The sequence below is a fragment of the Bacillus sp. GBSW19 genome, from assembly GCF_002998655.1.
In the GTDB taxonomy this organism is placed as follows: domain Bacteria; phylum Bacillota; class Bacilli; order Bacillales; family Bacillaceae; genus Bacillus.
This window is the reverse complement of sequence record NZ_PVRF01000001.1, coordinates 1,208,207-1,230,325: the sequence shown is the minus strand read 5'-3', so window position 1 is coordinate 1,230,325 and position 22,119 is coordinate 1,208,207. Positions and strand designations below refer to the sequence as shown.

At 41.8% G+C, this 22,119-nt stretch carries 28 protein-coding genes; 25 read left to right on the top strand and 3 right to left on the bottom strand.

Annotated features, from left to right (window positions below; translation table 11 throughout):
- Positions 1-17: 17 nt before the first annotated feature.
- Positions 18-950 carry an alpha/beta hydrolase gene (locus C6344_RS06540; RefSeq protein ID WP_060596779.1) on the bottom strand — a complete coding sequence of 311 codons (933 nt, stop codon included), beginning with the start codon at positions 948-950 and terminating at the stop codon, positions 18-20.
- Positions 951-1,074: 124 nt separating this feature from the next.
- Here C6344_RS06540 and C6344_RS06535 point away from each other — a divergent pair, with 124 nt between their 5' ends.
- A complete protein-coding gene (locus C6344_RS06535; RefSeq protein ID WP_060596778.1) occupies positions 1,075-1,299 on the top strand; it encodes a YqkE family protein in 225 nt (74 codons plus the stop codon).
- Positions 1,300-1,621: 322 nt separating this feature from the next.
- Positions 1,622-1,906: an LCI fold-containing protein gene (locus C6344_RS06530; RefSeq protein WP_066030702.1), complete on the top strand. Its 285-nt coding sequence runs from the start codon at positions 1,622-1,624 to the stop codon at positions 1,904-1,906.
- An 86-nt stretch (positions 1,907-1,992) separates the two neighbouring features.
- Here C6344_RS06530 and C6344_RS06525 read toward each other — a convergent pair whose 3' ends face one another.
- A complete protein-coding gene (locus C6344_RS06525) occupies positions 1,993-2,916 on the bottom strand; it encodes an aldo/keto reductase (protein WP_060596776.1) in 924 nt (307 codons plus the stop codon).
- A 167-nt stretch (positions 2,917-3,083) separates the two neighbouring features.
- Here C6344_RS06525 and C6344_RS06520 point away from each other — a divergent pair, with 167 nt between their 5' ends.
- The 23 genes from C6344_RS06520 (at position 3,084) to lysA (ending at position 21,047) form a co-directional block, all read left to right on the top strand.
- A complete protein-coding gene (locus C6344_RS06520) occupies positions 3,084-3,641 on the top strand; it encodes an NUDIX hydrolase (RefSeq protein WP_060596775.1) in 558 nt (185 codons plus the stop codon).
- Positions 3,638-4,819: a TIGR00375 family protein gene (locus C6344_RS06515; protein WP_060596774.1), complete on the top strand. Its 1,182-nt coding sequence runs from the start codon at positions 3,638-3,640 to the stop codon at positions 4,817-4,819. The genes C6344_RS06520 and C6344_RS06515 overlap by 4 nt, the downstream gene beginning before the upstream one ends.
- Positions 4,806-5,258, top strand: coding sequence for a GNAT family N-acetyltransferase (locus C6344_RS06510; RefSeq protein ID WP_034661163.1), 453 nt, complete (start codon positions 4,806-4,808; stop codon positions 5,256-5,258). The genes C6344_RS06515 and C6344_RS06510 overlap by 14 nt, the downstream gene beginning before the upstream one ends.
- A gap of 68 nt (positions 5,259-5,326) precedes the next feature.
- On the top strand, positions 5,327-5,548 hold the full coding sequence (locus C6344_RS06505; protein WP_060596773.1) for a hypothetical protein: 222 nt from the start codon (positions 5,327-5,329) through the stop codon (positions 5,546-5,548).
- Between the two features lie 109 nt (positions 5,549-5,657).
- A complete protein-coding gene (locus C6344_RS06500; protein WP_081311399.1) occupies positions 5,658-6,788 on the top strand; it encodes a S8 family peptidase in 1,131 nt (376 codons plus the stop codon).
- Positions 6,789-6,904: 116 nt separating this feature from the next.
- Positions 6,905-7,552 (top strand): stage II sporulation protein M, encoded by a 648-nt coding sequence (gene spoIIM / locus C6344_RS06495; RefSeq protein ID WP_060596772.1) that lies wholly within the window; start codon positions 6,905-6,907, stop codon positions 7,550-7,552.
- Positions 7,553-7,670: 118 nt separating this feature from the next.
- Positions 7,671-8,123: a ferric iron uptake transcriptional regulator gene (gene fur / locus C6344_RS06490; protein ID WP_003215577.1), complete on the top strand. Its 453-nt coding sequence runs from the start codon at positions 7,671-7,673 to the stop codon at positions 8,121-8,123.
- 118 nt (positions 8,124-8,241) lie between these two features.
- Complete coding sequence (locus tag C6344_RS06485) at positions 8,242-8,469, top strand: YqzK family protein (RefSeq protein ID WP_003215798.1); 228 nt, start codon at positions 8,242-8,244, stop codon at positions 8,467-8,469.
- A gap of 6 nt (positions 8,470-8,475) precedes the next feature.
- A complete protein-coding gene (xerD, locus tag C6344_RS06480) occupies positions 8,476-9,366 on the top strand; it encodes a site-specific tyrosine recombinase XerD (RefSeq protein ID WP_060596771.1) in 891 nt (296 codons plus the stop codon).
- 151 nt (positions 9,367-9,517) lie between these two features.
- Positions 9,518-10,702 (top strand): phosphopentomutase, encoded by a 1,185-nt coding sequence (gene deoB / locus C6344_RS06475; protein ID WP_066030705.1) that lies wholly within the window; start codon positions 9,518-9,520, stop codon positions 10,700-10,702.
- A gap of 11 nt (positions 10,703-10,713) precedes the next feature.
- Positions 10,714-11,526, top strand: a complete 813-nt coding sequence (locus C6344_RS06470; RefSeq protein ID WP_034661149.1) for a purine-nucleoside phosphorylase — start codon at positions 10,714-10,716, stop codon at positions 11,524-11,526.
- A 157-nt stretch (positions 11,527-11,683) separates the two neighbouring features.
- A complete protein-coding gene (locus tag C6344_RS06465; RefSeq protein ID WP_374955737.1) occupies positions 11,684-12,838 on the top strand; it encodes a D-alanyl-D-alanine carboxypeptidase family protein in 1,155 nt (384 codons plus the stop codon).
- Positions 12,839-13,000: 162 nt separating this feature from the next.
- The gene (gene spoIIAA / locus C6344_RS06460; protein ID WP_034661146.1) at positions 13,001-13,354 is read left to right on the top strand and encodes an anti-sigma F factor antagonist; all 354 of its coding nucleotides are present in this window, start codon (positions 13,001-13,003) and stop codon (positions 13,352-13,354) included.
- Positions 13,351-13,791 carry an anti-sigma F factor gene (gene spoIIAB / locus C6344_RS06455; RefSeq protein ID WP_034661145.1) on the top strand — a complete coding sequence of 147 codons (441 nt, stop codon included), beginning with the start codon at positions 13,351-13,353 and terminating at the stop codon, positions 13,789-13,791. Before spoIIAA ends, spoIIAB begins: the two co-directional genes overlap by 4 nt.
- Positions 13,792-13,804: 13 nt before the next feature.
- A complete protein-coding gene (gene sigF / locus C6344_RS06450) occupies positions 13,805-14,572 on the top strand; it encodes an RNA polymerase sporulation sigma factor SigF (protein ID WP_060596768.1) in 768 nt (255 codons plus the stop codon).
- Between the two features lie 114 nt (positions 14,573-14,686).
- Positions 14,687-15,307: a stage V sporulation protein AA gene (locus C6344_RS06445; protein WP_060596767.1), complete on the top strand. Its 621-nt coding sequence runs from the start codon at positions 14,687-14,689 to the stop codon at positions 15,305-15,307.
- Positions 15,297-15,713, top strand: coding sequence for a stage V sporulation protein AB (locus tag C6344_RS06440; RefSeq protein WP_034661142.1), 417 nt, complete (start codon positions 15,297-15,299; stop codon positions 15,711-15,713). The genes C6344_RS06445 and C6344_RS06440 overlap by 11 nt, the downstream gene beginning before the upstream one ends.
- Positions 15,714-15,733: 20 nt before the next feature.
- The gene (gene spoVAC / locus C6344_RS06435) at positions 15,734-16,186 is read left to right on the top strand and encodes a stage V sporulation protein AC (protein ID WP_034661140.1); all 453 of its coding nucleotides are present in this window, start codon (positions 15,734-15,736) and stop codon (positions 16,184-16,186) included.
- Between the two features lie 12 nt (positions 16,187-16,198).
- A complete protein-coding gene (spoVAD, locus tag C6344_RS06430; protein WP_060596766.1) occupies positions 16,199-17,215 on the top strand; it encodes a stage V sporulation protein AD in 1,017 nt (338 codons plus the stop codon).
- Positions 17,215-17,565: a stage V sporulation protein AE gene (gene spoVAE / locus C6344_RS06425; RefSeq protein WP_007501045.1), complete on the top strand. Its 351-nt coding sequence runs from the start codon at positions 17,215-17,217 to the stop codon at positions 17,563-17,565. Before spoVAD ends, spoVAE begins: the two co-directional genes overlap by 1 nt.
- Before the next feature lie 6 nt (positions 17,566-17,571).
- A complete protein-coding gene (gene spoVAEA, locus C6344_RS06420) occupies positions 17,572-18,180 on the top strand; it encodes a stage V sporulation protein SpoVABEA (RefSeq protein ID WP_034661137.1) in 609 nt (202 codons plus the stop codon).
- The gene (locus C6344_RS06415; RefSeq protein WP_034661136.1) at positions 18,134-19,606 is read left to right on the top strand and encodes a spore germination protein; all 1,473 of its coding nucleotides are present in this window, start codon (positions 18,134-18,136) and stop codon (positions 19,604-19,606) included. The genes spoVAEA and C6344_RS06415 overlap by 47 nt, the downstream gene beginning before the upstream one ends.
- Before the next feature lie 115 nt (positions 19,607-19,721).
- A complete protein-coding gene (gene lysA, locus C6344_RS06410) occupies positions 19,722-21,047 on the top strand; it encodes a diaminopimelate decarboxylase (RefSeq protein WP_060596764.1) in 1,326 nt (441 codons plus the stop codon).
- A gap of 38 nt (positions 21,048-21,085) precedes the next feature.
- On the opposite strand, the gene C6344_RS06405 is transcribed toward lysA, so the two are convergent.
- A complete protein-coding gene (locus tag C6344_RS06405; RefSeq protein WP_034661133.1) occupies positions 21,086-21,970 on the bottom strand; it encodes a DUF1002 domain-containing protein in 885 nt (294 codons plus the stop codon).
- Positions 21,971-22,119: the final 149 nt, after the last annotated feature.

Genomic DNA, 22,119 nt, shown 5'->3' with positions numbered 1-22,119 from the left:
AGGAGACGAACCGCTGTTCATTCTCCTCTTTTATCTTCATTCGATTCAAATTGTTGAAGAAATCCTTGAACTTCTTGTTCATAAGCTGCCTTATTTTCGCTAAAAGACATCGCATGTGCCCCGTGCGGCGCTATAAATAGCTGTTTATCACCTTTTTTTCGAGCATATAGCTGCTGACTCTGCTCGCATGGAATATAGTCATCATGAAGACTATGGATAAAAAGCACAGGTTCTTTCACCTGATCGATCACATCCAGCGGTGAAACTTGCCGAATGCTGTATCCATCCCGCCATTTTAACACTCGATCACTTAGTGGAAGAATCCATTGCCCTGAAAGACGAAAATCTGTTTTTAATCGATAGAGAAGCTGATCCTCAAAAGAAGCAAAAGGACAGTCAGCTATGTAAAAATTGGCGCTTGCTTCCGGCTTTGAAGCATATAACAAAGTCGTGACTGCACCCATTGATTCTCCATGTATGCCGATAATGGCATTTTCCCCGAGTCTTTGTCTGAGCCACTTCACGACCTGCGCTAAATCTTCTTTTTCGTAGTATCCATAACTCGTGGTTTTCCCGCCACTCATTCCGTGTCTTCTATGATCATAAAGCATCACATTCCATCCGAGCTTTTGGAATAATTTCATATACTTAACGGAATTAATCAAACTGACTGTGACGCCATGACAAAGTACGATGGTGCGTGTTGTATGTGGATGTGGGTGCGGTACAAAATAGCCATGAAGATCATAACCAAATGCTGAAGGAATACACACTTTCTCTTTTTTAAGCTGTTGAAACTCTTCGTGATGATAGTGTCCTTCATCTGATTCTCTTTTGATGAGCTCTTCATCTGTTAATTTTCGAATATACATCATTTTATTGGTGAAAAAAATGCCGATTGCAGCGAGCGGACATAATATCAAGGCAAGTATAGCGATCCATTTCTTCATCCAGCTGATTCTTCCTTTCCGAAGTTTTTCCTATGACGATCATACCACATGTTGGGAGATTGGCGTGACTCTTGCTCAGCAAATAAAACGGATGATACACTTAGGGCAAAAGGAGAGAGGCACAATGAAAAAGACCAATCAAGATCAAGCGAAATTAAAGGACGGCATAAACGAGGATCTCAAACAGCAGCTCCTTCAAATGAAGCAGAACCTTGCCGCCCAGACAGAAAAAAGAGAAGAACAAAAACGACAAGACCTCCTTCGGCAGCAGAAAGAAAAAGAAAAAAATAAAAGCTTCTCCGAGCTGCTAGATGAAAGTCATTTGGACTGGAGAAAATATAAAAGCTAAAAAAAGGGAGCTCTGATGCTCCTTTTTTTCATGTCATCATTGAGATTGATCAACACGAAATGAACTTGTTCAAAACATAGGTGATTTGAGAGCAGACTCTTCTGACTCCTTCGAATTTCACTTCATTTCAGCTTCGTGACAATATGATTTAAAACTAAATCCCATCACCTATTTTATACGTGATCAAAATAGAAGAAACGGGAGTATTGATTTATTAAAATCCCTTTTTATTACAAATATAGTAATTAAGACCCTTTAAATAAAGGAGCATTCTTCTTATAATGAAGATGCATTGAAAAATTTGGAAATGGAGATGATTCACATGAAATTGAGAAGAACAATGACTGGAGTTGCTTTATCTTTAGGATTGCTTTTACCTGTTTCTGGACAAGCTCTTGCTACAAATGATTCAACGGAAGCGGATTTTCGTACGTCGGTGACTACAATTGTTGATTGTTCTGTAACTCCTTTTAAAGGTGGAGGTAATCGATTATGTATGCATTCAGATAATGGCGTATTTGCAAATAATTTTCAACGTTTTGGTACTACATTTCACCTTAAAGGCAAAGCCGGAAATTATGCGTATTATGAAAGTGCAAATAGATAAGAGTACAGGGGCTTTTAGCCCCTTCTCATTTTTAATAGAGAAAAACACGATAAAAAAGAGATCACATAAAGCGATCTCTTTTTATCTTATTTAAACCGGTGCGCCTCATACACAGATGGTTTTGTATAGTAAGTCAATGCTTTTACTTCTTGGTCACTTAAAGAACGTGCATTTGCCGCTGCAACATTTTCTTTTAACTGTTCCACCGAGCTTGCGCCAAATACAACGGAACTGACCGCAGAATGCTTAAGCAAATATTGAATGGACAGCTCTGTGAGTGATAGGTCATAAGCGACTTTCTTTAAAGAAGGAATGACCTGCTGGAGATCGTCAAATGAATATTGAAGATAGCCGTTTTTTTGAATCGCTGCACTTGCTTGCGAAAGTGGTTTTTCAGTTAAAAGCCCTTTTGCTAAAGGTCCTCTTGCGACGACACTAATGCCTTGTTCTTCAAGAAGAGAGAACCATTCCTCTGGACGGCGGTCGAGTAAACTATATTGCATCATCACACTGACGATGTTCGATTTTTTGGCGTATTCTTTAATGACGTTTGGACGGATAGAAGAGATGCCATAATAGCGAATAACGCCTTCTTCCACTAATTCTTCAAAAGCCTCAATCGTCTCATCGATAGGATCATCTATCGTGCCTCCGTGCAGTTGGTATAAATCAATATAATCTGTTTGCAGCCGCTTGAGGCTTTGTTTCACGGCCTTTTTTATGTACGCCTTTGAAGGGTCCCAGTCCCAGCCAGATTTGCCTTTTTCAAAGCGGTTGCCGCCTTTTGTGGCCAAAATCAAATCTTGCCGCCTGTTTTTAATAGCCTCCCCGACAATTTCTTCATTTGTCCCAAAATCATATAAATCGGCTGTATCCAAATAATTAATTCCAAGGTCTATAGCCTCATCTAATAAAGAGAGCGCTTTTCCTTTTTCCGTTCCAAGGGACATACATCCTAGTGCTGCCTCACTCACCAAAAGATCCGAGGTACCAATTCGTCTTTTTTTCAATTCCATCACACTCCTATCCCTTCACATTAAGTGAAAAAAATCTGGAATTCAAGCTAGGTGATTTCAAGTGGCGCATTGAAGCAAGCGTTCGCATTTCGCTTCTCCTAAATCATCTATGTTAAAATGAATGAAGTAAAAAGTGAAAGTAGAACGAGGAGCTGACAAAATTGAAGGACTTTGAAGAAAAAACATTATCGACTAAAGAATTATATAATGGAAAAATCATTGATTTGGTTCTTGAAGATGTAGAATTGCCAAACGGAAAACAAGGCAAACGCGAAATCATCAAACATCCTGGTGCAGTAGCCGTCATTGCTCGTACAGACGAAAATAAAATCATCTTGGTCAAGCAATACCGTAAAGCACTAGAGAGAGCCATCGTTGAAATTCCGGCTGGAAAATTAGAGCCAGGAGAAGAGCCGGCACATACAGCACTGCGAGAATTAGAAGAAGAAACAGGGTACACCACTCAGCAGCTCCAAAAGCTGACGGCCTTTTATACATCACCTGGTTTCGCAGATGAAATCGTCCACATTTATCTTGCAGATCAGCTGGTTCCGCTTGAAGAAAAAAGAGAGCTGGATGAAGATGAATTTGTTGAAGTGATGGAAGTTTCATTAGAAGAAGCCTTGCACCTCATTGAAAAGCAGCACATTTATGATGCAAAAACAGCCTATGCCATTCAGTACTTACAATTGCAAGAGGTACTTAAGTCAACAAAATGAGGGAGTTTTTTGCAGACATCCATATTCATATTGGCAGAACCAGAACAGGCAGAGCTGTTAAAATTACAGGTGCAAGGTCACTGACAATTGACCAAATTCTCATTGAAGCAACGCAAAGTAAAGGGATGGGGATGATTGGTGTGATTGATGCACAATCTCCAGAAGTCCTAGAAGAATTAATAGAGGGTGTAGAGGAAGGCAAGTACACTGAACTAAATGATGGCGGTCTATCATTTGGACAGACCGTGCTGCTTTTAGGCAGTGAATTAGAAATTAACGATAACCATTCAAAAGGTCCAATTCACGTGCTTGCATTTATGCCCACACTTCACAAAATGTCTGAGTTCTCCGCATGGCTCGCGCTTCATATGAAAAATGTGCATTTGAGTTCACAGCGCCTCTATGTTGATGGGAAAACACTTCAGCGCAAGGTCAAGGAGCTAGGAGGATTGTTTATTCCTGCTCATATTTTCACGCCGCATAAAAGCTTATTTGGCAAAGGAGTCAACACGTCTTTAACGGAAGTATTCGACCCAGACCTCATTGATGCTGTTGAACTAGGTCTTAGCTGCGATACGTCAATGGCGTCCCAAATAAGTGAGCTGAACCGTTATCCCTTTTTAACGAATTCAGACGCTCATTCTTTAGGGAAAATTGCGCGAGAATATACAAAAATCCGAATGGATCATGCCTCTTTTGCCGAATTCAAACTAGCCCTTGAAGGGAAAGAGGGAAGAGCCATTACAGGAAATTATGGACTCGCTCCGCGGCTTGGGAAGTACTATCATACAACCTGCGAGAAGTGCGGAGTAAGACCTCGCGCGCTAGATCAAGAAAAGTGCCACGCATGCGGACATACCCGGATGACAAAAGGGGTGAGTGAGCGTTTAAAGGAGCTTGCTGACCAAGAAAGTGACAAAGGAACAAGACCTCCTTATGTTCATCAGCTCCCGCTTCAATTTATTCCGGGTGTCGGAGTCAAAACGCTGGAGAAGCTAAAAGCCGTGTTTCACACAGAGATGAATATCCTTCATCAAGCAACAGAACAAGAACTAAAAGCTATCCTGCCAGAAAAAACAGCCAATTACATCATCAAAGCAAGAAAAGGTGAAGTCGAACTGATCGCTGGCGGGGGCGGAGTGTACGGTAAGGTGGATATCAATCATGAATCAAGTTAACTGGACATGTCAAACGTTTGACCAATTAACAAAAGAGGATCTTTACCTGATTTTAATGGAAAGAGTCAATGTGTTTGTTGTTGAACAAACATGCCCTTACCCTGAAATTGATCACCGGGACCAAGAAGCGCTTCATCTGTCTGCAAAAGAGGACGGCACGATTGTGGCTTATTGCCGAATTTTTCAAAGCGGAATCATGTACGAAGAGGCGTCCATTGGCCGCGTTCTTGTGACGCAGGCAGGCCGAAAAAAAGGCTATGGAAAAATGCTGCTCAGCAAGGCTTTGGAAAAGCTGAGTGAATTAGGTGAAACAAGTGTCAAAATTCAGGCGCAGGCCTACTTGAAGTCGTTTTACGAATCATTTGGTTTTAAGGCCGTTTCAGATTGTTATGATGAAGATGGGATTCCTCATCTTGATATGGTGAAAACAGAAAGATAGGCGTGTATACGTCTATCTTTTTTATGTCACATCGTGTATCATAACGTCAACGAAAGGGGTTTTGCCAAATGGGAAAAAGCAATGCAAAGAAAAAACGAGAACATATTCAAAGGCAGCACAGCCGAAACCCGGAACTGTCGAGAGGAAACATGCCGCATTTTAGCACACATGAAAGAAAGACAAAAACAAAACAAGAAGCCTTGCAGCACATGATGAAAAAACATAAAAGAAGGAATGCTTATGATCACTTTCAAGAGGATCATAAGCATTTTTATTTTGCTTTTTTGTGACAACTAGTTCAAATAAATGGAAAAATTTTAAAAAATAGGACAAACGGTCGTTTCTTTTTGTCTGAAAATGTAGTTAAATGACAAAAAGATGAAAGGGAGAGTGAGTATTGTGAACGTCAAGTCAATTGGAGCAAGGCTTTGTATGGCAAGTATGATGCTGGCATCGGTCACGTTCGGCGCCTCACATATTTCTGCAAAGGAGCAAGCAAAAAAAGAGTACATGATCGGCTTTTCTTCTTCCGTTCAAGATCATACACAAAAACAGCTTGTCGAAGAAGCTGGTGGGCATGTAAAAGAATCCATAGAGCAAATAGATATGATGAAAGTTTCCTTGAATGAGGCATCGAAAGAGAAACTGAATCAGGCAAAAGAAGTGACCTTCATTGAGGAAGACCAAAAGGCAAAAACAAGCGGTCAAACGATCCCATATGGCATCAAAAGCATCAAAGCACAAAAGGTACATAAACGGGGATACGCCGGACAGAATGTCAAAGTAGCCGTTCTTGACAGCGGCATCGATGGCAAACATGAAGATTTACATGTCACCGGCGGAGTCAGCTTTGTTCCAACAAAGTCAGATCCGCTTGTTGACCCGCATGAACACGGAACGCATGTGGCAGGCACAATTGCAGCGTTAGATAATAAGGTAGGTGTCGTTGGTGTTGCGCCAAAGGCTTCTATCTATGCGGTCAAGGTGGCAGATGAAAATGGTGACGGCTACTATAGCTGGATCATTAAAGGAATTGAATGGGCCATTGAGAATGACATGGATGTCATCAATATTAGTATGGGAGGAGCAAGTGAATCTGAAGCGCTGAAAGAAGCGGTAGATCGAGCATACGACAAAGGGATTCTCATTGTGGCTTCTGCTGGGAATGCAGGAAGTTATGGCTCTCTCAACACGGTTGACTATCCAGCTAAGTACGCCTCAGTGATGGCGGTTGCCTCTGTTGACGAAAGAAAACAAAGAGCCTTTGATTCATCTGTCGGCGAAGAAGTGGAAGTCTCAGCACCGGGCGTTTCAACGCTCAGCACCATTCCTCATAATGAATATGGCTATAAGAGTGGAACATCCATGGCATCACCGCATGTAGCGGGCGCTGCGGCTGTCATTCTATCAAAACATCCGAATTTGACAAACGATGAAGTGCGCGAGAGACTTTCAAAAACGGCTGCAAAGCTTGGAGATCCTTTTTATTATGGTGCCGGGCTTGTGAACGTACAAAAAGCCGCCCGATAAATGATAAGAGAGAGCAGTGTTTAGGCTGCTTTCTCTTTTTTCTTTCAATAAAACTGTCATGTTTCGTAATCTCTCTCATAGAATCTAGTAACCTTTACTATTTGGGAGGAAGACGCATGCGGAAAAAGTCTTGGAAGGAACATCTTCTTCAGCACGTAAAAGACCATCTATCGATTTATTTGTTTGTCTCTGTACTCTTTTTAATGGGCGTGATCTTTGGGGCCATCATCGTTAATAGTATGACAATTAGTCAGAAAGAGGATTTATTCTATTATTTAAATCAATTTTTTGGTCAGCTGACGAATGAGAAAGCAGCAGAATCAAAAGAAATGTTTTTGCAAAGCTTTTTGCATCATATGAAATATTTAGGTCTTATGTGGATACTAGGAATATCTATCATTGGCCTGCCGCTCATCTTTCTCATGATCTTTTTAAAAGGAATTGTCGTTGGGTTTACAGTTGGTTTTCTAGTAAATCAAATGGGGCTGAGTGGTTTTTTCCTTTCGTTCGTATCGGTTCTTCCGCAAAACATATTGCTTATTCCAGCCTATTTAGTGATTGGTACATGTGCGATTGCGTTTTCCATCCGTCTCATTGGGCAGCTGTTCATGAAAAAAACCATCAGTCAAGCACCTGTTCAGTGGTTCGCCCGATATGCATCTGTTTTGCTGATGATTTTAACGCTTGCTGCACTTTCGTCCTTTTTTGAATCTTACGTATCTTTCATGCTCATGAAAAAGCTGGCAGGTGTTCTTTTTTCATAATTTTATAATCGTTATTAAATAATAATCAATTTATTTATCAATTTAAAATGATTATAGTTGGCTCTCAGCACATCATTTGATATAATGATCAAGTAATGTGGCGTAGGAGGGAAAGTCAATGGAAAATCGGATTGATCGAATTAAGAAACAGCTTCATTCTTCCAGCTATAAGCTCACGCCACAGCGTGAAGCAACAGTAAGAGTACTGCTTGAGAATGAAGAAGACCATTTAAGTGCAGAAGATGTATACCTCCTCGTAAAAGAGAAGTCTCCTGAAATTGGTCTTGCTACTGTTTATCGAACGTTAGAATTGCTAACTGAACTGAAAGTTGTTGATAAAATTAACTTTGGAGACGGCGTTTCGCGATATGATCTTCGCAAAGAAGGAGCCGCTCACTTCCATCATCATCTTGTCTGCATGGAATGCGGGACAGTCGATGAGATAGAAGATGATTTATTAGAAGACGTTGAAGAGATTATTGAACGTGACTGGAAATTTAAAATTAAGGATCATAGATTGACATTCCATGGTATTTGCCACCGGTGTCATGATGATGAATCCGGCAAATAATCCGAATTGGAACCTTTTCATTTAAGATGAAGAGGTTTTTTGCATTTTCGCTGTATATTCCTTGTCCCATCTGGCATATGCTGAAGTAATGAGAAGCTTGAGAAAGGACATGAAAATCATGCGAAAATGGCTCAAAACAACAGGTGAAGTGATGAAAGTATTCATCTTGTTCACTGGTTTTACCGTCTTGTTCTATTATGCTATGATATGGATAAATTCAGAATATGAAAGCTACCATCGTTATGATAAACCAGAGGGTGCAGCAATTAAAGTGATGGAAATGGATCAGCCGAATCAAGACAACTGGCAAGACCGATTGATTTATTTTTATCAAAACGGGGAGTAGAAATCATTGAACGATCAATTATCCGACTTTATTCATTTTATGACAGTAGAGAGAGGACTCTCTGAAAATACCATTGTTTCTTATAAACGAGATTTACAGAACTACCTTTCTTTTTTAATGACACATGAGCAGCTGACGGATATCAAAGATGTCACGCGCCTGCATATCATTCATTATTTAAAGCAGCTAAAGGAGGAAGGGAAATCGAGCAAAACGTCAGTGCGGCATCTATCCTCGATCCGTTCCTTCCATCAATTTCTGCTCCGGGAAAAAGTGACAACAGATGATCCGTCGTGGAACATTGAAACGCAAAAAACAGAGCGGAAACTACCGAAAGTTCTATCACTAGGGGAAGTCGAAAAGCTGCTTGATACACCAAATCAGCACACTCCGTTTGACTACCGTGACAAAGCGATGCTCGAGCTCTTATATGCAACAGGCATTCGCGTCAGTGAAATGCTGGATCTGACTCTTGCTGATGTTCACCTCACAATGGGCTTTATCCGTTGTTTTGGAAAAGGAAGAAAAGAGCGGATTGTGCCAATTGGTGAAGCTGCTGCAAGTGCGATTGAAGAATATATCGAAAAGGGAAGAAGCAAGCTGTTAAAAAAACAGCCGGCAGATGCCTTATTTCTCAATCATCACGGAAAAAAAATGTCGCGGCAAGGTTTCTGGAAGAATTTGAAAAAAAGAACCATCGAAGCAGGGATTCAAAAGGAACTCACACCCCATACACTCAGGCATTCATTTGCAACACATCTGCTTGAAAACGGTGCAGACCTAAGAGCCGTGCAGGAGATGCTCGGACATGCCGATATCTCAACAACACAAATTTATACACATGTGACGAAAACAAGACTGAAAGATGTGTATCACAAATTCCATCCAAGGGCATAAGTAAAGCATGACACAGTGAACGTGTGTCATGCTTTTTCATGTTTGCACCGTTTATGGTTGTCAACCGGCTTGTAAACGGTTTATACTTGAGATGTCAGACCTCTCTTTTTGAAAGGTCAAAAGACAAGAATATTGAAGGAGGCGCTTTTTAATGCCTGATTATCAGTATAAACGCATTTTCCTCGTCGTAATGGATTCAGTAGGAATTGGGGAAGCACCCGATGCTTCTGAATTTAATGATGTAGGTGCAGATACACTAGGACATATTGCTGAAAAAATGAACGGGCTTCATATGCCGAATATGGCGAAGCTTGGGCTGAGCCATATTAAAGAAATCAAAGGAATTCCAGCGGATGAAAAGCCGCTTGCGTATTATGGGAAAATGCAAGAAGCATCAAATGGTAAAGACACAATGACAGGACACTGGGAAATCATGGGTCTTTACATAGACACACCGTTCAAAGTCTTTCCAGACGGATTCCCAGATGAACTATTAAATGAACTAAAAGAAAAAACAGGCAGAGGCATTATTGGAAATAAACCTGCGTCTGGTACTGAAATTTTAGACGAGCTTGGCGAAGAGCACATGAAAACAGGCGATCTAATCGTCTATACATCTGCGGATTCTGTGCTGCAAATTGCTGCGCACGAAGAAGTGGTGCCTTTAGATGAACTTTACCGTATTTGTGAAATTGCACGTGAACTCACATTAGATGAAAAGTATATGGTTGGACGTATTATCGCTCGTCCGTTTGTCGGGGAGCCTGGCGCATTTGTCAGAACACCAAACCGCCATGACTATGCTTTAAAACCATTTGACCGTACAGTTATGAATGAGCTGAAAGATGATGGGCTCGATGTGATTGCAATCGGCAAAATCTCTGATATTTATGATGGCGAAGGAATCACATCTTCTCTTAGAACAAAATCGAACATGGATGGAATGGACAAGCTGGTCGATACACTTAAAACAGACTTTACAGGACTCAGCTTTTTAAACCTTGTTGATTTTGACGCTCTTTACGGACATAGAAGAGATCCAGAGGGCTACGGAAAAGCATTAGAGGAATTTGACGCACGACTTCCTGAAGTGTTTGACCTGTTGAAAGAGGATGATCTCCTTGTGATCACAGCAGATCATGGAAATGACCCTGTTCATCACGGAACAGATCATACAAGAGAATACGTTCCGCTCATTGCTTACAGCAAAAAGCATCAGGGAGCAAATGAACTGCCAACAGCAAAAACCTTTGCTGATCTTGGAGCAACAGTTGCAGACAATTTCAAGTCAGCCATGCCAAAATACGGCACAAGCTTTTTATCTAAACTCAAATAGGGGGAAATCTCGTGGGAGCACAGTTTTCAGAAGCGGCGGCATACATTAAACAAGCATCGACAAACGTACCAACAGTTGGATTGATCTTAGGTTCAGGGCTTGGCATTTTAGCAGATGAGATTGAAAATCCAATCAAATTGAAATATGAAGATATTCCTGGATTCCCTGTTTCAACAGTAGAGGGTCATGCAGGACAGCTCGTCATCGGGACGCTGAAAGGCACTGTCGTATGTGCTATGCAAGGACGTTTTCACTTCTATGAAGGATATGATATGAAGCAAGTGACGTTTCCAGTCCGTGTGATGAAAGAAATTGGCATTGAGACATGCATTGTGACAAATGCAGCCGGCGGTGTGAATACATCCTTCCATCCAGGCGATCTCATGCTGATTACAGATCATATCAATATGATGGGGACCAATCCATTAATTGGACCAAATGACAGTCAAGGTGTTCGTTTCCCTGATATGTCTGCCCCATACGATAAAGATTTGCTGGCACTTGCAGAAGAAACAGCTCAGCGCTTAGGTATATCTGTACAGCATGGTGTTTATGCAGGGATGACAGGTCCTTCATATGAAACACCGGCTGAAGTTCGTTTCCTCAGAACACTTGGAGCAGATGCTGTAGGCATGTCAACTGTTCCAGAGGTGATTGTTGCGCGTCATGCAGGAATCAAAGTGCTTGGTATTTCATGCATTTCTAATGCGGCATCAGGTATTTTAGATCAGCCGCTGTCTCATGATGAAGTCATTGAAGTAACGGAAAAAGTGAAAGCGAGTTTCCTTGATTTAGTAAAAGATGTAGTCAAACAACTCTCATAGCATGTTTCAAGAAGCCTTCTGTTTTATCGACAGAAGGTTTTTTTATGGCAATCATACGATCTCTGAATAAAACAGCCTGTATGAGGAAAAAATAGAAAGGATTACGATAATGGAGGTCTGCCACTTGAAACGTCATATATGTGCATTGTTTATTTTAATGATCCTTATCTCAATGGTTTCACCATCAGCGATAGCAAAAGAAAAGATTGAAAAACCAGGAGAAAAACAAACATCAGAATTGGTGCACGAAGCCAAATCAGCGATCTTAATAGAACGTGACACGGGAAAAGTGCTTTACAACAAAAACAGCGATGAAAAGCTTGCACCCGCAAGTATGACCAAAATCATGACGATGCTTCTCATCATGGAAGCCATTGATCAAGGAAAACTGAAAATGACTGACAAGGTTAGAACAAGTGACTATGCAGCATCAATGGGAGGGTCACAAATCTTCCTTGAGCCTGGAGAAGAAATGACCGTGAAAGAAATGATGAAAGGCATTGCGATTGCGTCAGGAAATGATGCTTCAGTTGCCATGGCAGAGCATATTGCAGGGTCTGAAGAACAGTTTGTGGAGCAAATGAACAAAAAGGCAAAAGAACTCGGCCTCACCTCTACGGTCTTTCAAAACCCAACAGGACTTCCTGAAAAAGACCATTACAGTACAGCTCATGATATGGCAAAAATGGCAAAAGAGCTGTTGAAATATGAACAAATCACTAAATTCACAGGGGTCTACGAAGACTATCTCCGTCAAAACACGGATAAAAAATTCTGGCTTGTGAATACGAACCGATTGATTAAATTTTATCCAGGAGTCGATGGGTTGAAAACAGGTTTTACAGGCGAAGCCAAATACTGTTTAACTGCATCCGCTAAAAAAGGCAACATGCGCGTCATTGCAGTTGTCTTCGGCGCAAGTACACCGAAAGACAGAAACGCTCAAGTGGTCAAAATGTTAGACTATGCATTTAGTCAATACACCACTCACCCGCTTTACAAACGAGGACAAGACGTAGCGGAGATCAAGGTAAGCAAAGGGAAAAAGAAAAAAATTCAGCTTGTCACCTCTGAGCCAATCTCCCTTTTAACGAAAAAAGGCGAAAATGTGGATCAGATTAAAAAAGAAATCAAATTGTCTCAGGATGTCACGGCCCCATTCTCAAAAGGAACGGAACTAGGTACAATTGTCTTGAAAAAAGACGGAAAAGTGCTGCATGAAAGCCCTGTAGAAGCTAAAGAAGGAATGGAAAAAGCAGGCGTTTGGACTTTCTTGAAACGAGCGATGGCGGAATTTGTGAAATGGAAATAAAATGTGAAAGGCTGCTGTAATTGGCAGTCTTTTTGCTATGAGTAAGAAGAAAAGAACATCTAAATGTGACGAATGGTCACTAGTTTTGTCATGGTGAAGGATTTACTTGATAAAAAAGAGAAACAATCTTTATCCGAAATTAGAGCAAGGAGGAATAAAAAGATGAGCCTTGAAATTGATTTTCAAGTAAAAGAGAGCGTACTTTGCATTCGGTTAACAGGAGAGCTTGATCATCACTCCGCAGAAACATTGAGACAAAAGGTGACGAATTATTTGGAAACAGAGGACATTCGCCACATCGTGCTGAATTTGGCTGATTTAACGTTTATGGACAGCTCAGGTCTCGGAGTGATTTTAGGAAGATATAAAGAAATTAAGCAGCTTGGCGGAGAAATGGTCGTCTGTGCTATCTCGCCAGCAGTGAACCGATTATTTGATATGTCTGGCTTATTTAAAATCATCCGTATGGAGCCTTCAGAGCAAACGGCATTGCAAACATTGGGGGTGGCATCATGAGGAATGAAATGAACCTGACCTTCTCTGCTTTAAGTCAAAATGAATCCTTTGCGAGGGTGACAGTCGCAGCGTTTATCGCCCAGCTTGATCCGACATTAGATGAATTAACAGAAATCAAAACCGTTGTGTCAGAGGCGGTGACAAACTCCATTATCCATGGCTATGATGGAAATCCAGATGGCAAGGTGCATATCCATGTCACACTTGATGACCATGTTGTGTACCTCACCATCCGTGACGAAGGCATGGGCATTACAGATCTTGAAGAAGCAAGACAGCCGCTATTCACCACAAAACCAGACTTAGAACGCTCTGGAATGGGCTTTACCATCATGGAGAATTTTATGGATGATGTCATGATAGACTCATCTCCAGAAATGGGCACGACCATCCGTTTAACAAAGCATCTATCAAAAAGCAAAGCGCTTTGTAATTAAAGGAGCTGCTCATATGGATGTGGAGGTAAAAAAGCAAGCAAAAAAAGCCCAGCTGTCAAATGATGAAGTCAAAGAGCTCATCAAAAAAAGCCAAGACGGTGATCAGCAAGCAAGAGACCTCCTCGTAGAAAAAAACATGCGTCTTGTTTGGTCCGTTGTTCAGCGCTTTTTAAATAGAGGATATGAACCAGATGATTTGTTTCAGATTGGCTGTATTGGACTGCTGAAATCTGTTGATAAATTTGATTTGTCATATGATGTGAAGTTTTCGACCTACGCTGTTCCAATGATCATTGGTGAAATCCAGCGATTCATTCGTGATGATGGAACAGTCAAAGTGAGCCGGTCACTAAAAGAACTTGGAAATAAAATTCGGCGGGCAAGAGATGAATTGTCTAAGTCTCACGGAAGAATGCCCACTGTCCAGGAAATTGCCGAATATCTTGATATCACACCAGAGGATGTCGTCCTCGCCCAAGAAGCGGTCCGCTCACCGACATCGATTCATGAAACCGTGTATGAAAATGACGGAGACCCGATTACATTGCTTGATCAAATTGCGGATCATTCAGAAGAAAGATGGTTTGATAAAATCGCTCTGAAAGAAGCGATCAAGGAATTAGAAGAACGAGAAAAACTCATTGTGTACTTAAGATATTATAAAGACCAAACACAATCTGAGGTAGCAGAGAGGCTCGGTATTTCACAAGTACAAGTCTCGCGGCTTGAAAAGAAAATTTTAAAACAAATCCAAATGCAAATGGATCAAAAAGACAGCTAGCCAATTAGGCTGGCTTTTTTTGTGTGGTAATTACCGGTAAATCAAGTTCTATCAGTATGAGAACCATTTTTCACCACATACTATTTTTAACCCATCGTATAGGAAGTGACTTGGATGGACGGACAAATCTTTCTTCGGCTGCGCCATCGAATCAAGACCGGTAATGATCAGCTTGTTTATTTAGAAGATATCGCCCAAATCACTGGTGATGAGTTTGCTGTGCAAAAGCTTAGCAAAATGCCGATATATCATGTCAGTAAAAAGGATCGTCACATCGCCGTTCTTGATATCATGCATGTGGTCAAAACGATCAAAAAAACATGGCCAGACATCGACATTCAAACCGTTGGAGGCGCTGAGGCCATTGTCGAAATTGATACAGGCAAACGCCAGCTTTCTCCCGTTTTATTTGTGTTTGTATGGCTCCTGTTATTTGTCGGAGCGGCGCTTGCCATTATGAATTTCCACGAGGATGTCAGTATGCGGCTCGTTCATATCCGCCTATATGAAATGATCACAGGAAAAACGGTTGAGCATCCTTATTTATTGCAAATTCCATATAGCTTCGGACTAGGCTTCGGCATGATTTTATTTTTCAATCATGTATTTAAAAAGCGTTTAAATGAAGAACCAAGTCCGCTTGAAGTGGAAATGTTTAAATATCAGCTCGATCTCGATCATTATGTCGCCCTCAAAGAAAATAAAGAGACAATGAAAGACATTCATGATCGGTAAGTGGCTTTTTGTCGTGCTTGTTGGACTTGGCGGCGGTTTAACGGTAGGAGCAGGATTTGTGGCATTTCTCACAGTGCTGGGCATCATCCCTCGTTTAATGCAATTAACCAAAACGCAGCGCTTCATACAAGGGTACGAGGCGGCTGTCATCAGCGGGGCGGTCGTTGGCGGCTGGGCAACCTTAAGTCCAATACATTTGCATTTATCCAAATGGCTGGCACTTCCGATCGGTCTTTTAGCGGGCATCTTCGTCGGCATGCTTGCAGCTGCGCTGACTGAAGTATTAAATGTACTTCCTATATTAACGAAAAGAATTGGAATGGACGGGAAAATTGTTTTGCTTCTCATGGCCATTGTCTTAGGAAAGGTATTTGGTTCACTATTTCATTGGCTAATTTATATTTAAGAATTTGGAGGGAACAACACGTGTCGAGTTTAAAAGAGAACTATCCATCTAAGGTGAAAACGTATCAGCCTAAACCTCCTTATGTCCTCAACTGCATCAAGGCTTTTCTTGTTGGTGGATTGATCTGTGCCATAGGCGAGGGGCTGCAAAATTTCTATATTCACTTTTTTGATTTTAATGAAAAGACAGCAGGGAACCCAACCGTAGCGACCCTCATTTTAATTTCTTCTATATTAACTGGTATCGGTATTTACGATAGAATCGGCCAGTTTGCTGGAGCGGGATCCGCTGTCCCGGTGACAGGGTTTGCAAACAGCATGACAAGTGCTGCTCTTGAACATAGAAGTGAAGGGCTTGTGTTAGGTGTAGCCACGAATATGTTTAAGCTTGCTGGGAACGTCATTGTTTTTGGTGTCGTCTCGGCATATGTCGTAGGGATCATTCGATACATCTTGGAAAAGGCGTTTTCGTAGGAGGAATGAAACGTGAAACTAACAGGTAAACAATCTTGGGTATTTGAGCACAAGCTTTATGTCAATGCAGAAGGAACAGCTGCAGGACCGAAAGAAAAAGAAGGCCCGATCGGTCATCTTATTGATAAAACATACGACGAAATGCATTGTTATCAAAAGAACTGGGAAATGGCTGAAAGGCAGCTCATGGATGATGCGATATCAACCGCTTTATCAAAAGCAAATTTGCAAAAAAGCGATGTTGATCTTTTGCTGGCAGGAGACTTACTGAATCAAAACGTCACAGCAAACTATGTGGCAAGAGAACTTAAAATCCCGTTTCTTTGTTTATTTGGAGCATGCTCCACATCAATGGAATCGGTCGCCATTGCTTCGGCATTAGTAGATGGTGGTTTTGCAAAAAGAGCCATTGCTGCGACAAGCAGTCATAATGCGACGGCAGAACGCCAATTTCGTAATCCGACAGAATACGGCGGACAAAAACCAGATACAGCGACAAGTACAGTGACTGGGAGCGGGGCCGTTATTATCAGCCAAGAGCCCTCCCAAATTCAAATTACAAGCGCAACTGTGGGACGAGTTATGGATCTTGGGATTACAGATCCATTTGACATGGGGTCCGCAATGGCACCGGCAGCAGCAGATACCATCAAGCAGCATTTAGAAGATCTAGAGAGAACGGTTGACGATTACGATCTTATTTTAACAGGTGATCTATCTGGCATTGGCTCACCGATCTTAAAGGATCTGCTCAAAGAAGACGGCATTCAGCTCGGCCGAAAGCACGATGATTGCGGATTAATCATCTATACACCCGATCAAAACGTGTTCGCTGGAGGCAGCGGCTGTGCTTGTTCAGCTATTGTGACATTCAGTCACATCTTTCAAGAAATGAAGGCAGGGAATTTGCAAAGAGTACTGGTTGTCGCAACCGGGGCACTTCTCAGCCCGACGATGGTCCAGCAAAAAGAGACCATTCCAACCATTGCGCACGGTGTCGTATTTGAGCGTGCAGGAGGAGAGAGCTAATGGATTATCTTATCGCTTTTGTTGCAGGCGGACTTATTTGCGTCATTGGCCAGCTTTTACTAGACGTACTCAAACTTACGCCTGCACATGTCATGACCACCTTTGTTGTGGCGGGTACCATCTTAGACGGATTCGGTATTTATGATAAATTTATTGAATTTGCAGGTGCGGGCGCAACCGTACCAATCGTCAGCTTTGGTCATAGCTTGCTTCATGGGGCGATGCATCAGGCAGATGTACACGGGTTCATCGGAATCGGGATCGGTATTTTTGAATTAACTTCTGCTGGAATATCAGCTGCGATTTTATTCTCATTTATTATCGCTCTTATCTTTAAACCGAAAGGATAACCTAATATGGGGCAAAGACGGAAAGTCATTTTAGTGACAGACGGAGATATATATGCTGCCAAAACCATTGAGCTTGCTGCTAAAAAAGTCGGTGGACGATGTATTTCCAGCTCAAAAGGAAATCCAAGCAAACGGACAGGGCCTGAACTTGTACAGATGATTTTAAAAACGCCGTATGATCCAGTGTTTGTCATGTTTGATGACTCTGGCCTGACAGGTGAAGGAACAGGAGAGACAGCGATGAAGCATGTGGCGCGTCACCCTGAAATTGAAGTCATAGGAGCGATCGCCGTTGCATCCAAAACGCATCAAGCTGAATGGACAAAAGTTCATGTTTCCATTGACCGGGAGGGTGAACTGACAGAATACGGTGTCGACAAGCATGGTCTTCCTGAAATGGAGCCTCATAAAATGAGCGGGGATACAGTGTATTGTCTTGACTCGCTCCATCTTCCGTTTGTTGTTGGGATTGGAGATATTGGCAAAATGGGACGTAAAGATGATCTGAGCAAGGGATCTCCGATCACAATGAAAGCAGTTGAATTAATTTTAGAAAGGAGTGGTTTCCATGAAGAAAGACAAGGTAAACGTGTACCGAGACCCGAAGAAAAATGAAGATTACTTCAAGGAAAATGTCGGAATGGGTCTCAGCTTTGACCTTGGCGTGCGGAAAATTTATATACACGATCAGGAAATCCAACTTTACTATGTAAACGGACTGTGTGATACACAGTATGTCATCTACTTATTAAAAGAGCTAATTGAAATCAATGACAACGAACCTGAATCAGATGATCTGGCACGTGTGGTCGAGAACCGTCTAGTCAATCAGCAGGTCTCAAAGGTTGAAACGCTCGATGAAGCGGTAGACCAAGTACTGTCGGGGCTTGTGGCAGTTGTAGTAGAAGGTGAAAACTACGCATTTATCATTGATGTCAGAAGCTATCCTGGCAGAATGCCAGAGGAGCCGGATACAGAAAAGGTTGTCCGGGGCGCAAGAGACGGCTTTGTTGAAAACATTATTGTCAATACAGCGCTCATACGAAGACGGGTGCGAGATGAAAAACTGAGATACAAAATGCTCAAAGTAGGCGAACGTTCGAAAGCGGATGTATGTGTTTGCTACATTGAAGATATTGCGGACCCAGATCTTGTCGATATTATAGAGAAAGAAGTATCAGGAATCAAAGTCGATGGGCTGACGATGTCTGATAAAACGATTGAAGAATTCATTATTAAACAAGGATACAATCCCTTTCCCCTTGTACGCTACACCGAGCGTCCAGATGTCGCCGCTAACCATATACTAGAAGGTCATGTCATCATCATTACGGATACATCTCCTAGTGTCATCATTACGCCAACCACCATTTTTCACCACGTTCAGCACGCAGAAGAATACCGCCAGGCACCTGCAGTTGGTACGTTCCTAAGATGGGTACGCTTTTTAGGCATTTTATGTTCAACGTTTCTTTTACCGATTTGGTTTCTGTTTATCCTCGAACCAAGTCTTCTGCCGGATCATTTAAGCTATATTGGCTTTAATAAACCTTCTCATATACCGGTCATATTACAAGTATTCCTTGCTGATTTTGGGGTGGAATTTTTAAGGATGGCAGCGATTCATACGCCAACCGCTTTGTCGACCGCCATGGGGCTGATTGCGGCTGTTTTAATTGGACAAATCGCCATTGATGTCGGTTTATTTACGCCAGAGGTCATCTTATACGTCTCACTAGCGGCTATCGGGACATTTACAACGCCAAGCTATGAGCTGAGTGTCGCCAATAAGATTGTACGACTCATCATACTAGCACTCGTGGCGATCTTTAAGCTGAATGGACTCATCATTGGTTTTACGTTGTTAATCATATATTTAACATCCATACGTTCATTGCAGACGCCTTATATGTGGCCGTTTCTTCCTTTTAATGGGAAAGCTTTATGGCAAGTGTTAATTCGGACGTCTGTTCCTGGCTCAAAAGTAAGGCCAAGCATCGTTCACCCTCAAAACAGATCAAAAATTCCGCCAAATTCTTAACGCTCATTGAAAGTGGCTGAAGATTGTGATATTGTATTTTTAACTTTGAGAAACGGCAAAAGGCAGCTCACGCAGCTGTCTTTTTTCAGCCGAGGCGGAGAAAGAGGGAATGACATTGTATTTACACGGCACTTGCAGACAAAATGAACTCGGTCATTTAGAAATTGGTGGTGTTGATGCCGTTTCTTTAGCTGAAACGTATGGGACACCACTTTATGTATATGATGTGGCTTTAATACGGGAGCGTGCAAAAAGCTTTCAAAAAGCATTTATAGAAGAAGAGTTAACAGCGCAGGTAGCATATGCGAGTAAAGCATTTTCCTCCATCGCCATGTTTCAGCTTGCCAAGGAAGAAGGATTATCTCTTGATGTCGTATCAGGAGGGGAGCTTCACACAGCCATTTGCGCCGGGTTTCCGGTAGAAAAAATTCATTTCCATGGCAACAATAAAAGCAGGGAAGAATTGAAAATGGCGTTAGAGCACGAGATCGGCTGTATTGTCGTAGATAATTTCTACGAAATGAAGCTCATTGAAGAGCTTGGTCAAGAGCTGTCAAAACAGGTGAAAGTGCTGCTCCGTATTACACCAGGTGTCGAAGCGCATACACATGATTACATTACAACAGGCCAAGAGGATTCCAAATTTGGCTTTGACCTTCACAATGGACAAGCAGATGAAGCGGTGAAACAAGTGCTTGGATCAGAAGTGATCGAGCTTTTAGGCGTTCATTGCCATATCGGTTCACAAATTTTTGATACGGCTGGTTTTGTCCTTGCAGCAGATAAAATCTTTTTGAAGCTAGATGAATGGAGAGAATCATTTGGTTTTATTTCGACCGTGTTAAACTTAGGCGGCGGCTTTGGTATCCGTTATACAGAAGAAGATGAACCACTTCCTGCGACAGAATACGTCGAGAAAATTATCCAAGCTGTAAAAGAGAACGTAGCCCGCTATGAGTTTGATATGCCGGAAATTTGGATTGAGCCAGGCCGCTCTCTCGTTGGAGATGCAGGGACAACGCTTTATACGATCGGCTCATCAAAACATGTACCTGGCATTCGCGATTATGTTGCGGTAGATGGGGGAATGAGTGACAACATTCGTCCAGCTTTATATCAAGCGAAATATGAAGCGGCAAGTGCCAACAAAATGAGCCAAACGCATGATCAAACGGTTTCCATTGCAGGGAAATGCTGTGAAAGCGGAGATATGCTCATTTGGGATATCGATTTGCCAGAGTTATCACAAGGAGATTTATTAGCTGTCTTTTGTACCGGAGCTTACGGCTACAGTATGTCAAACAACTATAACCGCATCCCGCGCCCGGCTGTTGTATTTGTAGAAGACGGGGAAGCGCAGCTTGTCGTTGAACGCGAAACATATGCTGATATTGTCAAACTTGATTTACCGTATCAATCAAAAGTGAAATCATCTACGTAAAAAAGCTGCCTGATGTACAGGCAGCTTTTTATGATGACTTATTTTCCTCCAGTAAATACAGAGACGATTGCGTTCCAAATGGAGACAAAGAAATCCCAAATCTTTTGAAGAAGGTTTTTCCCTTCATCTGATTCTATGAATTTCGTAATCTTGTCTTTTGCTTTATCGATTTGAGATCCTACTTGGCTCCAATCGATATTGATGTTCTTCATTTTATCGAATAGTGAAACAAGCTGATCCTTTTGATCTTGCGTTAGATTTAAGTTTAAATCAGAAGCAGCCTGATCCACTTTTTCTTCGACTTCTTTTGTTGTTTTAGGGACACCATTTTTCGCAATGTCATCCTTGATTTTTGCAATAAGGGCAGAAGCATTGTCTTTCCCGATGGAGTCACCCAATTTAGAAGTTGTCACAAGCTCTTCGTTTGCTACCTGTTTCACATCTTCTGGAATGGCTTTGTCGCTTGACACTTCATAGGCTTTTAATAGACCCGTCAGTGCGGCTGTACCAGAAACTTCAAACGGCGCAGTCACGACAACCTTGGCATCCTTGACACCGGCTGTCATTAAAGCATTTAAATACATCTCATCTGTAATGGTCTTGATGTTATGTGTATCCACAGTCAGACCAGTACCTGATTTTTCAATGGTGATAGATGAAGATGATAATGCTCTCGTCCCGATAGAAGAACGAGGGATATACTTTCCTAAATATTCATGCTCTTCTTTATTGGTTACTTCAATTTTTGTCGCATTTTCAGGTGGATTCAACTCGTCAAGCACCTTCTGGCGATCAGCCGGAGTTAAGTCTTGCCCAAGTGTGACGATGACATCGCCGACAGCTGCATCCGCTAAGCTGACTTTTGGCGCACCAATTAGGAAAAGGAGCGCTGCCATCATACCAAGCATTGATTTTTTAAACATGTTGACCTCCTTCAAGTCGAAAGGGTTCCTCTTTCAAGAGAAACTCATCTTTTGAGCACACGTAAAGAAATGCACTCCATCATATAGACGTAACAAATCGATTCGACGTTTCAATTTTCTTTTTAAGATGTTTTCCTTTTCCAATATAA